Raw genomic sequence first — 11,692 nt, 5'->3', positions numbered from 1 at the left:
GGCTGCGAGAACGTGAAGGGCCCACGGTCCCCAGACCGTGGGCCCTTCCTGCGAGCTACGGGGCAGCTCAGATCTCAAACCTCGGACTTCGGACCGCCCCTCAGTGCTCGAGCGCTCAGCGCTCGACCTCGCCGCGGATGAACTTCTCGACGTTCTCCTTGGCCTCGTCGTCGAAGTACTGAACCGGCGGGGACTTCATGAAGTACGAGGAGGCCGAGAGGATCGGGCCGCCGATGCCGCGGTCCTTGGCGATCTTCGCGGCGCGGACGGCGTCGATGATGACACCGGCGGAGTTCGGGGAGTCCCAGACCTCCAGCTTGTACTCCAGGTTCAGCGGGACGTCGCCGAAGGCCTTGCCCTCGAGGCGGACGTAGGCCCACTTGCGGTCGTCCAGCCAGGCCACGTAGTCCGAGGGGCCGATGTGGACGTTCTTGGCGCCCAGCTCGCGGTCGCGGATCTGCGAGGTGACGGCCTGGGTCTTGGAGATCTTCTTGGACTCCAGGCGCTCGCGCTCGAGCATGTTCTTGAAGTCCATGTTGCCGCCGACGTTCAGCTGCATGGTGCGCTCGAGGATGACACCGCGGTCCTCGAACAGCTTGGCCATCACGCGGTGCGTGATGGTCGCGCCGACCTGGGACTTGATGTCGTCACCGACGATCGGCACGCCGGCCTCGGTGAACTTGTCCGCCCACTCCTTGGTGCCCGCGATGAACACCGGCAGGGCGTTCACGAAGGCGACCTTGGCGTCGATGGCGCACTGGGCGTAGAACTTGGCCGCGTCCTCGGAACCGACGGGCAGGTAGCAGACCAGGACGTCGACCTGGCGGTCCTTGAGGACCTGGACGACGTCGACCGGCGCCTCGTCCGACTCCTCGATGGTCTCCAGGTAGTACTTGCCCAGGCCGTCGAGGGTGTGGCCGCGCTGGACGGTCACGCCGGTCGGCGGCACGTCGCAGATCTTGATGGTGTTGTTCTCGCTGTTGCCGATGGCGTCGGCCAGGTCGAAGCCGACCTTCTTGGCGTCGACGTCGAAGGCGGCGACGAACTCCACGTCACCGACGTGGTAGTCACCGAACTGGACGTGCATCAGCCCGGGGACCTTGCCGGCCGGGTCGGCGTCCTTGTAGTACTCGACACCCTGCACCAGCGACGCGGCGCAGTTGCCCACGCCCACGATGGCTACGCGAACCGAACCCATTCCGGTTGCTCCCTGTGATCTCATGAGGACCGCCGGGGTCGGCGGAACTCGTCCTGCTTCTTCGATGACTGCATGTGCGGGCGCGAGGCGCCCGATCCTGCCGCGCGGCACAGGGCTGGCGCGGTGTCAGCGCTCCTGGGCGGAGCGCCCCGGGCGGTCGTACGGTGGACCGGACGGGTCCTGGGACCCGCCCTCCTGGCCACGGCCGTCCGAAGTCTTGTGGGGGCCGGCGGCATCGGGGCCGGTCCGGGCGGTGCGGTTGGACCGCTCGGTCTCGATCAGCTCGTTGAGCCAGCGGACCTCGCGCTCCACCGACTCGAGTCCGTGCCGCTGGAGTTCGACGGTGTAGTCGTCGAACCGCTCGCGGGCGCGGGCCAGCGAGCTGCGCATCCGCTCCAGCCGCTCCTCCAGCCGGCTGCGGCGACCCTCCAGGACGCGCATCCGCACGGCCCGGTCGGTCTGGCCGAAGAAGGCGAAGTGCACGCCGAAGTGCTCGTCCTCCCAGGCGTCCGGGCCGGAGTCGGCGAGCAGCTCCTCGAAGCGCTGCTTGCCCTCGGCGGAGAGCCGGTAGACGATCTTGGACCGCTTGCCGTTGAGCGCGGTGGCCGGGACGTACTCGACGTCCGGGTTGTCCTCGACCAGGAATCCCTGGGCGACCAGGTTCTTCAGGCAGGGGTAGAGCGTCCCGTAGGAGAGCGCGCGGAACGTCCCGAGCAGGATGTTCAGCCGCTTGCGCAGCTCGTAGCCGTGCATCGGGGCGTCATGGAGCAGTCCGAGCACGGCGAACTCCAGCACTCCTGAGCGCCTGCCCATTGCCGTCCTCCTCCCGCTCGACGTCCGTCCGGCCGTCGCATTCGGCGGTATTCCGCTTCGATGTATCGGCTCGATATATCGAGAACAGTAAACCCGCCTCCGGACGGGGGCAAGAGGGGCACGCGTGAATGTGATCACAAGCCGACGCGCGGGTGGGGTTGGCAACGGGCGTGTAATGATCTGTCGTTGTTTTGTGCCCATTGGCAACTGATGTCCGATTAGTTGTATTTCAGTGCTGCGTACGCTGTCGCGTGTGCACGAGGACCACCTCCGGGATCAGGGCGGTTTGCGGGCATCGGACGTGAACCCTGCCTTCAGGCTGGAAACGCCTGGCGAGGAGTAGCTGGAAGATGAGCGAGCGACGGCGAAGGACGCCCGACCCGGGCGGTGACGGGCAGCAGCCCCCGGGAGGCGGCGGCCGTCGGGGCGGTGGCCAGGGGCCCGACGAGCTGCGCTCGGACGGTGTCGGCCGGCGACGCCCCTCGGGGGTCAGGGAGACCGCACAGCAGCCCCGGATGACCCGTGCGGAGTTGCGCAAGGCTGCCCAGAAGAAGGGCAAGGGGGGCGGCAAGCGCGGTCCCGCCGCGGCCTCCGCCTCCGCCTCCGCGGCCGCGGCCGCCGGCCCCGGCAAGAAGCGCTTCATCGACTACCCGCGGTTCGGCAAGACCGGCGTCCGGCGCTGGCTGCCGTCCTGGAAGCAGTGGCTGAGCGGCTTCCTGCTGGTCTTCGGCTGCTTCGTGGGCCTGGTGTTCTACCTGTACCAGACCACCCAGGTCCCCGAGCTGAACGCCCTGGTGAACAACCAGAACACCATCTACTACTGGGCCGACAACACGGAGATGACCCGCAAGGGCCAGACCAACCGTCAGATCGTCGAGCTCAACGACATCAGCCCCAACCTCCAGAACGCCGTCATCGCCGCGGAGAACAAGAGCTTCCGGACCGACAGCGGCATCGACCCCAAGGGCATGCTCCGCGCCGTGTACAACATGGCGAAGGGCGGCGAGACCCAGGGCGCCTCGACGATCACCCAGCAGTACGTGAAGAACGCCTACCTGAGCCAGGAACAGACCCTCACCCGCAAGGTGCGGGAGTTCTTCATCACGCTGAAGATCAACCAGGACAAGGACAAGAACGAGATCCTCAAGGGCTACCTGAACACCAGCTGGTTCGGCCGCGGTGCGAACGGTGCCCAGGCGGCCGCCGAGGCGTACTACGGGGTCAACGCCAAGGACCTCAACGTCTGCCAGAGCGCCATGCTGGCCGGCCTGCTCAAGGGCGCGACGTACTACGACCCCACCAACCCGGCCAACAAGGAACGGGCCCAGGGCCGGTGGAACTGGATCCTGGACCAGATGGTGGACACCAAGGCCATCACCCCGGACGAGCGCGCCAAGTGCAACGTGTTCCCGGACCCGATCCCGCAGAAGCCCAGCTCCAACATGAACGGTGAGATCAGCTACCTGGTCGACACCGCCAACAAGTACGTGATGGCCACCGACAAGACGATCACCCAGCAGATGATCGACCGGGGCGGCCTGAAGATCTACACCACCTTCGAGAAGGACAAGGTCGACGCCCTGAAGAAGGCCGTCGACGACGTCAAGGCGGAGAACCTCAACCCGCAGAAGCGGCCGGACAACGACACCAACATCCAGTTCGGCTCCGCCAGCATCCGCCCCGGCGACGGTGCGATCGTCGCCCTCTACGGCGGCGACGGCGTGGAGAACGGCCACTTCGACAACAACGCCGACGCCACCGGCGTCCAGGTCGGCTCGACCTTCAAGCCCTTCGTGCTGGCCACCGCGATGCAGACCGGCGTGCTCACCGCGAAGGACGACAAGGGCAAGCCGAAGCGGATCAACGCCGACAGCCGCTACCTGGCCGACGACATGTCCGAGATCCGCAAGCCGGACGGCTCGCTGGTGATCGGCGACGACGGCAAGCCGTACCGGCAGAAGAACGAGGACTCCGGCAAGCGCGGCTACGTCTCGCTGCGCCAGGCCATGCAGTTCTCGTACAACGTGCCCTTCGTCCAGCTCAACCAGGACGTCGGCGGCCAGAACGTGGCCGACATCGCGGTGCAGATGGGCATCAAGAAGGAGAGCCTCGCCGACCCGAAGACGGCGACCTTCCCGCTCGGCACCTCCACCATCAGCCCGATCCGGATGGCCACCGCCTACGGCACCCTGGCGGCCAGCGGCAAGGAGTCCGAGCCGTACTCGGTCACCAAGGTCGAGGTGAGCGGCGTGGAGCGCCCGGGCTTCGGCAAGAAGGACCCCAAGGTCGCGCTGGAGCCGGCCGTCGCCGACAACGTCACCGACGTGCTGGTGAACGTGGCCGCCAACGGCACCGGTAAGAAGACGAAGGACCTGGGCCGCCCGGTGGCCGGCAAGACCGGTACCACCGACCAGAACAAGTCGGCCTGGTGGGTCGGCTACACCCCGCAGCTGGTGACCAGCGTCGCCATGTGGCGCGAGGACCCGGCCAAGCACGAGCGGCAGTCGCTGAACGGCACCGGCGGCAAGGAGTCCATCCACGGTGGTGACATCCCGACCGACGTCTTCACCCGGTACATGAGGGCCGCGCTGGCCAACGAGAAGAAGATGGACTTCCCGACCCCGCAGCCGGTCGGCACCGAGGTGGACTCCTCCGGCGCGCCGTCCACGAACAGCCCGACGACCAGCCCGAGCGCGACCGACACCCCGTCGGCCCCGGCGCAGACCCAGGCGCCGGCGCAGCCGCCGGTACAGCCGCAGCCCACCCAGACCTGCGTGCCCGGCGTGGACTGCCCCGGTGACCAGCCGAGCACCAAGCCGACCAAGGACCCGCACCCGAGCAACACCTGCCTGCCGGTGGTGGGCTGTCCGACGCCGCCGGCGCCGACGGACAGCACCACGCCGGGCGGTGGCAACGGCGGCGGCCACAACGGCGGAGGCGGCGGCAAGCCGACGCCGAGCAACACCGGTGGCCTCCAGGGCGGCCCGGCCGGGCAGTAGCCCGGGCCGGGTGGAACCCGGAACGGCGGTGGCGGTCCTCCCCGGAGGGCCGCCACCGCCGTTTACCGTCGGGGCCGTCGCCTCTTCGCCGTCCTCCGCCGCCTTTCCGTCGGGGGCCGCCGCCGACGACGGGACCGCTGCCGGATTCGTCACGATTGCCACACCCGCCCGCCGTACCGGGGCGCGGACCGTTGCGGGGGCCTCCTCGTCCCGGCGGGGTCGGTGCGGCAGGATGTCCGGCATGACGTCGAGCGATCGTGACGAAACCGCCGGCCCGGTCGGGTCCGGCGCCGCCGCAGGGCCCCTCCCGGCTGCCGTCGCCACGGCCGCGCCGGCGGTCAACACCGTCGTCGTCCCGGCCGACGAGGACCCGGTGGCGGCGGCCGGCAGCGAGGTGTTCGGCGGGCCCCCCGGCCGCCGGGCGCTGCTCGGCGTCTCCTGGTGGATCCCGGCGCGCTTCCTGGCGCTCGCGGTGATCGTGGTCTCGGTGCTCGGCATGGTGCAGAAGCTGCCCTGCTACGAGCAGGCCTGGTTCCAGCCGGGCTCACCGCAGTACATCCACGCCTGCTACAGCGACATCCCGCACCTGTTCTCCGGACGCGGCTTCGCGGCCGGGCTGCACCCGTACGTGGACCGCATCCCGGGCTCCTCGGGGGACCTCCAGTACCTGGAGTACCCGGTGCTGACCGGCCTGTTCATGCAGGTCGCGGCCTGGCTGACGCCCGGCGGCGGGGACCGGCAGAGCCAGGAGCAGTGGTTCTGGGCGATCAACGCCGGGATGCTGATGGCCTGCGCGGTGGTCGCCGTGGTGGCGCTCTCGCGCACCCACCGGCGCCGCCCGTGGGACGCGCTGCTGTTCGCGCTCGCCCCCGTCCTGCTGCTCAACGGCACCGTCAACTGGGACCTGCTCGCGGTCGCCCTGGCCGCCGTGGCGATGGCCTGGTGGGCCGGCGCCCGGCCGGGCTGGGCCGGCGTCTTCATCGGCCTGGCCACCGCGGCCAAGCTCTACCCGCTGCTGCTGATCGGCCCGCTGCTGGTGCTCTGCTGGCGGGCCGGCAAGTGGCGCGAGTTCCGGGTGATGCTGGGCGGCGCGGTCGGCTCCTGGCTGGTGGTCAACCTGCCGATCATGCTGGTCAACTGGCGGGGCTGGTCGACCTTCTACGTGTTCAGCAAGCACCGCGGCGAGGACTACGGCTCGTTCTGGCTGATCCTGATGCAGCGCCGCGGCGCCGGGCTGGCCGACCTCGACGTCTACATCGGCGTGCTGATGGTGCTGGGCTGCCTGGCCATAGCGTGGCTCGGCTTCTCGGCCCCGCGCCGGCCGCGCCTCGCCCAGCTGGCCTTCCTGGTGGTCGCGCTGTTCGTGCTGGTCAACAAGGTGTACTCGCCGCAGTACGCGCTCTGGCTGCTGCCGCTCGCGGTGCTGGCCCGGCCGCGCTGGCGGGACTTCCTGATCTGGCAGGCCTGCGAGGTGCTCTACACCCTGGGCATCTGGTCCCACCTGGGCCTGGTCACCGGCTCCAAGCAGCACGGGATCAGCGAGGGCTGGTACCACTTCGCGATCGGGCTGCACCTGCTGGGCACGCTCTACCTGGTCGCCCTGGTGGTCCGCGACGTCCTCCACCCGGACCGCGACCCGGTCCGCTGGGACGGCAGCGACGACCCCTCCGGCGGGGTGCTGGACCGGGCTCCGGACGTGGCCGTGCTGGGCACCGCCCGCCGGCTGCGCGAGGAGGAGAGCTACGCCGCGTACGCGCCGGCCGGCCCCGAGCAGTGGCTCGACGAGCCCGAACCGCCGGAGCCGGCCGAGAAGGCCTAGGCGCTGGCGCGAGCGAGCCGAGCGCCCAGGGCGGTGCTCAGCGGTCCACCACGCGGTCGAAGTGCGTGGTGGTGTGGCGGACCTGGAGGCCGAGCTCCTCGCCGATCGCCGGGGGCTTGGTGTCCCCGTCCAGGAACAGCAGCGAGACCTGCATGTGCGGCGGCTCGGCGAACCACAGCTGCTTGCCGGCCCAGTGGAACGGCGACTTGGTCTTGTTGACCGTCGCCAGGCCGGCCCGGGCGATGCCCTTGGCCCGGGCCCCCATGCTCGCCACGTACTTGGGCGCCTCCAGGCCGATGCCGTGCGCGGTGCCACCGGCGACCACCAGGATGTGGCCGTCGGCGGGCGCCGGGTGCTGGCGGTAGCCGTAGCGGTCGCCCTTCTGCAGCGGGGTGACGTCCAGGACGGTGGCCCGGACCTCCAGCGCGGCGTGGTCGCCCAGCCAGAGCCGGGTGCCGATCCGGGCCCGGAAGACCGTCTGCGGGTACCGCTGGGCGAGCTGGTCCATGCCCGCGGCGCCGAGGTGGCTGACGAACACCGTGTGCACCGGGATGCCGGCCGCCTGGGCGGTGTCCACCCAGTACGCGACCTCCTCGACCGGACTGGAGCCGTCCGGCCGGTCCATCGGCAGGTGCAGCGCCAGGCCCTCGAAGCCGACGCCCTCCAGCTCGGCGGCGACGGTGCGCAGGTCGGCCGCGCTCACGCCGTGCCGGCGCATGGTCGTCATGCACTCCACCACCACCCGGGCGCCGGGCAGCGTGCGGAGGGCGTCCACCGATGCCACCGTCCGGATCACCCGGGCGTGCGGCAGCGGGAGCACCTCCTCGCCGACCCGGTACGGGGTGAGCACCAGCAGCTCGCCGCCGTACCACTCGGCGGCGTCGGCCGCCTCGTACGCGGTACCGACGGCGAGCACCCCGGTGCCCAGCAGCGTCGCCTCCTCGGCCAGCCGGTGGTTGCCCAGGCCGTAGCCGTTCCCCTTGGCGACCGGCACCAGGCCGGGGAACTCGGCGAGGACGGAACGCTGGTGGGTGCGCCAGCGTTCGGTGTCGAGGTAGAGCGACAGCGTCATCGGGTCAGCCTCCTCAGCGGCGGGACATGTAGAGGTCGAGGGCCTTGTGCAGCAGCTTGTTGAGCGGGAAGTCCCATTCGCCGAGGTACTCGGCCGCCTGGCCGCCGGTGCCGACCTTGAACTGGATCAGGCCGAACAGGTGGTCGTTCTCGTCCAGGGTGTCACTGATGCCGCGCAGGTCGTACACCCCGCCGCCCAGGGCGTAGGAGTCGCGCATCATCCGCCACTGGATGGCGTTGGACGGCTTGACCTCGCGCTTGTGGTTGGCCGAGGCGCCGTAGGAGTACCAGACGTGCTCGCCGACCACCAGCATCGTGGTGGCGGCCAGCGGCTCGCCCTCGTGGTAGGCGATGTAGAGCCGCATGCGGTTCGGGTCCTCGGCCACGAGGGCCTTCCACATCCGCTGGAAGTAGGCCAGCGGGCGGGGGGTGAACTTGTCGCGCTCGGCGGTGACCAGGTAGAGCTGGTGGAAGATCGGCAGGTCGTCGTAGCCGCCCTGGATCACCTCGACGCCGCTCTTCTCGGCCTTCTTGATGTTGCGGCGCCAGAGCTGGTTGAAGTTCTTGTGGATGTCGTCCAGCGAGCGGTTGGCCAGGGGCACCTGGAAGACGTAGCGGGGCTGGACGTCACCGAAGCCGGCGCCGCCGTCCTCGCCCTGGAGCCAGCCTGCCTTGCGCAGCCGGTCGGCCACCTCGAAGGCGCGGGCCTCGTACCAGTCGGCCTCGACGTCGCGCAGCCGCTTGGCCTGCTTGGCGGCGATGGCCTCCTTGATGGTGGGGGCGTTCCAGCGGCGGATGACCACCGGCGGGCCCATCTTCACCGAGAACGCGCCCTGAGACTTGAGGTGCGCCAGCATCGGGGAGAGCCAGCGGTCGAGGTCGCGGTCGAACCAGTCGATGACCGGGCCCTCGGGCAGGTAGGCGAGGTAGCGCTTGAGCTTGGGCAGCTGGCGGTAGAGGACCAGGCCGGCGCCGACGAGCTGGTCGGCGTCGTCGAACCAGCCGATCGACTCGGACCGCCACTCGGCCTTCACGTCGCCCCACGACGGCACCTGCATGTGGCTGGCCGAGGCGCGGCTCCTGATGAAGGCGAGGTGCTCCTCGCGGGTGATCGTCCTCAGGCGCAGGCTCATGTGCTCGGTGCTCCTCGTCGGTCGGGCTGCGGTGGCCCCAGGTTCTGGGCTGACCTTATCGTCCGGGGCTCGGGCGCCCGCCGCTGCGGGCACGGCGCCGCCCCCGTCGGATACCTGTCTCCTCTTGCAGATACGCGACGGGGGCGGCGAGGGTTCCGGACGGGCGCTGTGGGCTCGGTCCCAGTGGGGCGACGGGGCGGGACGGGGTCAGGCGGGGGCGCCGGCGCGGGGCGGCGGCGCGGGGGCGGTCCGGGGGCGGGTCAGCCCCAGAGGCCGCCGCGGGCGATGCCGAGGTAGAAGCCGATGGCGGCGGCACCGAGTGTGATCATCAGGACGAAGCGCTCGGCGGTGGTGACCGAGACGAACATGCCCCACAGGCCCGTGATGATGCCGAACAGGCCGGTCCACGAGGTCAGCAGGTGCAGGTTGTGGAAGAACGAGGTGGTGAAGGCGATCACGCCCAGCAGGGCGGTGATGCCCACCAGGGCGTTCTCGCGGGGGTGCGGGTGGCCGTCGGTGTTCAGCGTGAGGGCGGGCATGCGGTGGACGGACTGGGCCATGGGTCCCACCTCCTGGCGTGGAGACGAACGGGCAGGGATCCCGTTCCGTCCAGATTGCGGTGCTTGGGTCGCTCTCACAACCCCTATGCGTTTTGTTCGGCCGTCCGGGTGCGGGTAGGCTGTGCCGTCTGCACTGGTGTAGTTGTGCCCCCTTTGCACCCTCTTCCGGGTGGAGCGGGGCCGACTGTCCGACCCTGCCGTTACGGTGGGCCGGAGTCGTCACTGCTCCGGTGCCGACGCTACGCACAACCCTCCTGCCACGGAGAGACCGTGGCCGCTGAGTCCAAAGGAGGTGGGTTACTCATGCGTCACTACGAGCTGATGGTCATCCTCGACCCCTCGGTCGAGGAGCGCGCTGTCTCCCCCCTGATCGAGAGCTTCCTCGCTGTCGTCCGCAACGCCGGCGGCAAGGTGGAGAAGGTCGACACCTGGGGTCGCCGCCGTCTGGCTTACGAGATCAACAAGCAGTCCGAGGGCATCTACTCGGTCATCGACCTCAAGGCCACGCCTGAGGTCGTCAAGGAGCTCGACCGCCAGCTGGGCCTGAGCGAGTCGGTTCTGCGGACCAAGGTCCTGCGCCCGGACACCCACTGAGCCACCTCTGAGGCCTTCGGGTCTCGGGTAGCTCGCGTCCGCTGTTTCACGTGAAACAGCGGTGAACGGACATCTTCCCGAGAGGTCATCACCACCATGGCAGGCGAGACCGTCATCACCCTCGTCGGCAATCTCGTCGACGACCCCGAGCTGCGCTTCACCCCGTCGGGTGCGGCGGTCGCGAAGTTCCGCATCGCGTCCACCCCCCGCACCTTCGACCGTCAGACGAACGAGTGGAAGGACGGCGAGAGCCTCTTCCTCACGTGCAACGTCTGGCGGCAGCCGGCGGAGAACGTGGCCGAGTCGCTGCAGCGCGGCATGCGCGTCATCGTGCAGGGCCGACTGCGCCAGCGGTCTTACGAGACCAAGGAAGGCGAGAAGCGGACGGTCTTCGAGGTCGAGGTCGACGAGGTCGGCCCGAGCCTGCGCTCGGCGACCGCCAAGGTCACCCGGGCCAACCGGTCCGGCGGCCCCGGTGGCGGCTTCGGCGGCCAGCAGGGTGGCGGCCAGGGCGGTGGCGGCTGGGGCGGCGGCGGTGGCGGCCAGCAGGGCGGCGGTGGCTGGGGTGGAAACTCCGGCGGCGGCCAGTCCGGCCCCTCCGACGACCCCTGGGCCTCCAGTGCCCCGTCCGGTGGAAACCAGGGCGGCGGCTGGGGTGCCCCGTCCGGTGGCAGCGGCTACTCGGAAGAGCCCCCGTTCTAAGAGCTGACAGATTTCGTGCGGTCCGGCAGCCGGCGTCCCCGGACGCCCGCCGGACCGTGAACCCCAAATGGAGCACACAATGGCGAAGCCGCCTGCTCGCAAGCCGAAGAAGAAGGTTTGCGTCTTCTGCAAGGACAAGGTCAACTACGTTGACTACAAGGACACGAACCTGCTGCGGAAGTACATCTCCGACCGCGGCAAGATCCGTGCCCGCCGGGTGACCGGCAACTGCACCCAGCACCAGCGTGACGTCGCCACGGCCGTGAAGAACAGCCGTGAGATGGCGCTGCTGCCCTACACCAGCACCGCGCGCTAAGAGAGGGTGACCGAGTAATGAAGATCATCCTCACGCACGAGGTGCCGGGTCTCGGCTCCGCCGGCGAGGTCGTCGAGGTCAAGGACGGCTACGCCCGCAACTACCTGGTCCCGCGTGGCTACGCCATCCGCTGGACCAAGGGTGGTCAGAAGGACGTCGACGCCATCCGTCGCGCCCGGAAGATCCACGCCATCCAGACCCTCGAGGCCGCCAACGAGGTCAAGGGTCAGCTCGAGGGCGTCCAGGTCAAGCTGGCCGTCCGCTCGGGCGACGCCGGCCGTCTGTTCGGCTCGGTGACCCAGGCCGACGTCGTCGAGGCCATCAAGGCCGCCGGCGGCCCGGCGGTGGACAAGCGCGCCGTCGCGATCGCCTCGCCGATCAAGACCGTGGGCTCCCACAAGGTCTCGGTCAAGCTGCACTCGGACGTCGTGGCCAACCTCGACGTCGCCGTCGTGGCTGCCTGAGCTCCGTAGCCCAGGCCCGAGGG

Annotated in this window: 11 protein-coding genes; 6 read left to right on the top strand and 5 right to left on the bottom strand. The window is 69.8% G+C overall.

What is annotated here, in order from left to right:
* Positions 1 to 115: 115 nt before the first annotated feature.
* Positions 116 to 1,198 (bottom strand): inositol-3-phosphate synthase, encoded by a 1,083-nt coding sequence (locus ACWDBB_RS02535; RefSeq protein ID WP_449787877.1) that lies wholly within the window; start codon positions 1,196 to 1,198, stop codon positions 116 to 118.
* Positions 1,199 to 1,324: 126 nt separating this feature from the next.
* Positions 1,325 to 2,011 carry a PadR family transcriptional regulator gene (locus ACWDBB_RS02530; protein WP_449787876.1) on the bottom strand — a complete coding sequence of 229 codons (687 nt, stop codon included), beginning with the start codon at positions 2,009 to 2,011 and terminating at the stop codon, positions 1,325 to 1,327.
* A 350-nt stretch (positions 2,012 to 2,361) separates the two neighbouring features.
* Between ACWDBB_RS02530 and ACWDBB_RS02525 the strand changes: the two genes are divergently transcribed.
* Together ACWDBB_RS02525 and ACWDBB_RS02520 are read left to right on the top strand one after the other, a co-directional pair.
* Positions 2,362 to 5,010, top strand: a complete 2,649-nt coding sequence (locus ACWDBB_RS02525) for a transglycosylase domain-containing protein (RefSeq protein ID WP_449787875.1) — start codon at positions 2,362 to 2,364, stop codon at positions 5,008 to 5,010.
* A 241-nt stretch (positions 5,011 to 5,251) separates the two neighbouring features.
* The gene (locus ACWDBB_RS02520) at positions 5,252 to 6,829 is read left to right on the top strand and encodes a glycosyltransferase family 87 protein (protein ID WP_449787874.1); all 1,578 of its coding nucleotides are present in this window, start codon (positions 5,252 to 5,254) and stop codon (positions 6,827 to 6,829) included.
* A 37-nt stretch (positions 6,830 to 6,866) separates the two neighbouring features.
* On the opposite strand, the gene ACWDBB_RS02515 is transcribed toward ACWDBB_RS02520, so the two are convergent.
* From ACWDBB_RS02515 to ACWDBB_RS02505, 3 genes are all read right to left on the bottom strand, one after another.
* Positions 6,867 to 7,901 (bottom strand): alanine racemase, encoded by a 1,035-nt coding sequence (locus tag ACWDBB_RS02515; protein WP_449787873.1) that lies wholly within the window; start codon positions 7,899 to 7,901, stop codon positions 6,867 to 6,869.
* Between the two features lie 13 nt (positions 7,902 to 7,914).
* Positions 7,915 to 9,033, bottom strand: coding sequence for a lipid II:glycine glycyltransferase FemX (locus ACWDBB_RS02510; RefSeq protein ID WP_392868645.1), 1,119 nt, complete (start codon positions 9,031 to 9,033; stop codon positions 7,915 to 7,917).
* 260 nt (positions 9,034 to 9,293) lie between these two features.
* Positions 9,294 to 9,593, bottom strand: a complete 300-nt coding sequence (locus ACWDBB_RS02505) for a hypothetical protein (RefSeq protein WP_392868643.1) — start codon at positions 9,591 to 9,593, stop codon at positions 9,294 to 9,296.
* A gap of 303 nt (positions 9,594 to 9,896) precedes the next feature.
* Between ACWDBB_RS02505 and rpsF the strand changes: the two genes are divergently transcribed.
* The 4 genes from rpsF to rplI all read left to right on the top strand — a co-directional run bounded on the left by rpsF (position 9,897) and on the right by rplI (position 11,669).
* Positions 9,897 to 10,187 (top strand): 30S ribosomal protein S6, encoded by a 291-nt coding sequence (gene rpsF, locus ACWDBB_RS02500; RefSeq protein WP_188298654.1) that lies wholly within the window; start codon positions 9,897 to 9,899, stop codon positions 10,185 to 10,187.
* 96 nt (positions 10,188 to 10,283) lie between these two features.
* Positions 10,284 to 10,889, top strand: a complete 606-nt coding sequence (locus ACWDBB_RS02495; protein WP_449787872.1) for a single-stranded DNA-binding protein — start codon at positions 10,284 to 10,286, stop codon at positions 10,887 to 10,889.
* A 79-nt stretch (positions 10,890 to 10,968) separates the two neighbouring features.
* A complete protein-coding gene (gene rpsR / locus ACWDBB_RS02490) occupies positions 10,969 to 11,205 on the top strand; it encodes a 30S ribosomal protein S18 (protein ID WP_030059640.1) in 237 nt (78 codons plus the stop codon).
* A 17-nt stretch (positions 11,206 to 11,222) separates the two neighbouring features.
* The gene (rplI, locus tag ACWDBB_RS02485) at positions 11,223 to 11,669 is read left to right on the top strand and encodes a 50S ribosomal protein L9 (RefSeq protein ID WP_359822975.1); all 447 of its coding nucleotides are present in this window, start codon (positions 11,223 to 11,225) and stop codon (positions 11,667 to 11,669) included.
* Positions 11,670 to 11,692: the final 23 nt, after the last annotated feature.

The organism is Kitasatospora sp. NPDC001095, from assembly GCF_053598615.1.
Note: the sequence above shows the minus strand (reverse complement) of the source record. Positions and strands in the feature narration are given on the sequence as shown.

Coding starts and splice junctions, on each gene's coding strand:
- ACWDBB_RS02535 (WP_449787877.1), bottom strand. CDS start 1,198: ATGGGTTCGGTTCGCGTAGCCATCGTGGGCGTGGGCAACTGCGCCGCG.
- ACWDBB_RS02530 (WP_449787876.1), bottom strand. CDS start 2,011: ATGGGCAGGCGCTCAGGAGTGCTGGAGTTCGCCGTGCTCGGACTGCTC.
- ACWDBB_RS02525 (WP_449787875.1), top strand. CDS start 2,362: ATGAGCGAGCGACGGCGAAGGACGCCCGACCCGGGCGGTGACGGGCAG.
- ACWDBB_RS02520 (WP_449787874.1), top strand. CDS start 5,252: ATGACGTCGAGCGATCGTGACGAAACCGCCGGCCCGGTCGGGTCCGGC.
- ACWDBB_RS02515 (WP_449787873.1), bottom strand. CDS start 7,901: ATGACGCTGTCGCTCTACCTCGACACCGAACGCTGGCGCACCCACCAG.
- ACWDBB_RS02510 (WP_392868645.1), bottom strand. CDS start 9,033: ATGAGCCTGCGCCTGAGGACGATCACCCGCGAGGAGCACCTCGCCTTC.
- ACWDBB_RS02505 (WP_392868643.1), bottom strand. CDS start 9,593: ATGGCCCAGTCCGTCCACCGCATGCCCGCCCTCACGCTGAACACCGAC.
- rpsF (WP_188298654.1), top strand. CDS start 9,897: ATGCGTCACTACGAGCTGATGGTCATCCTCGACCCCTCGGTCGAGGAG.
- ACWDBB_RS02495 (WP_449787872.1), top strand. CDS start 10,284: ATGGCAGGCGAGACCGTCATCACCCTCGTCGGCAATCTCGTCGACGAC.
- rpsR (WP_030059640.1), top strand. CDS start 10,969: ATGGCGAAGCCGCCTGCTCGCAAGCCGAAGAAGAAGGTTTGCGTCTTC.
- rplI (WP_359822975.1), top strand. CDS start 11,223: ATGAAGATCATCCTCACGCACGAGGTGCCGGGTCTCGGCTCCGCCGGC.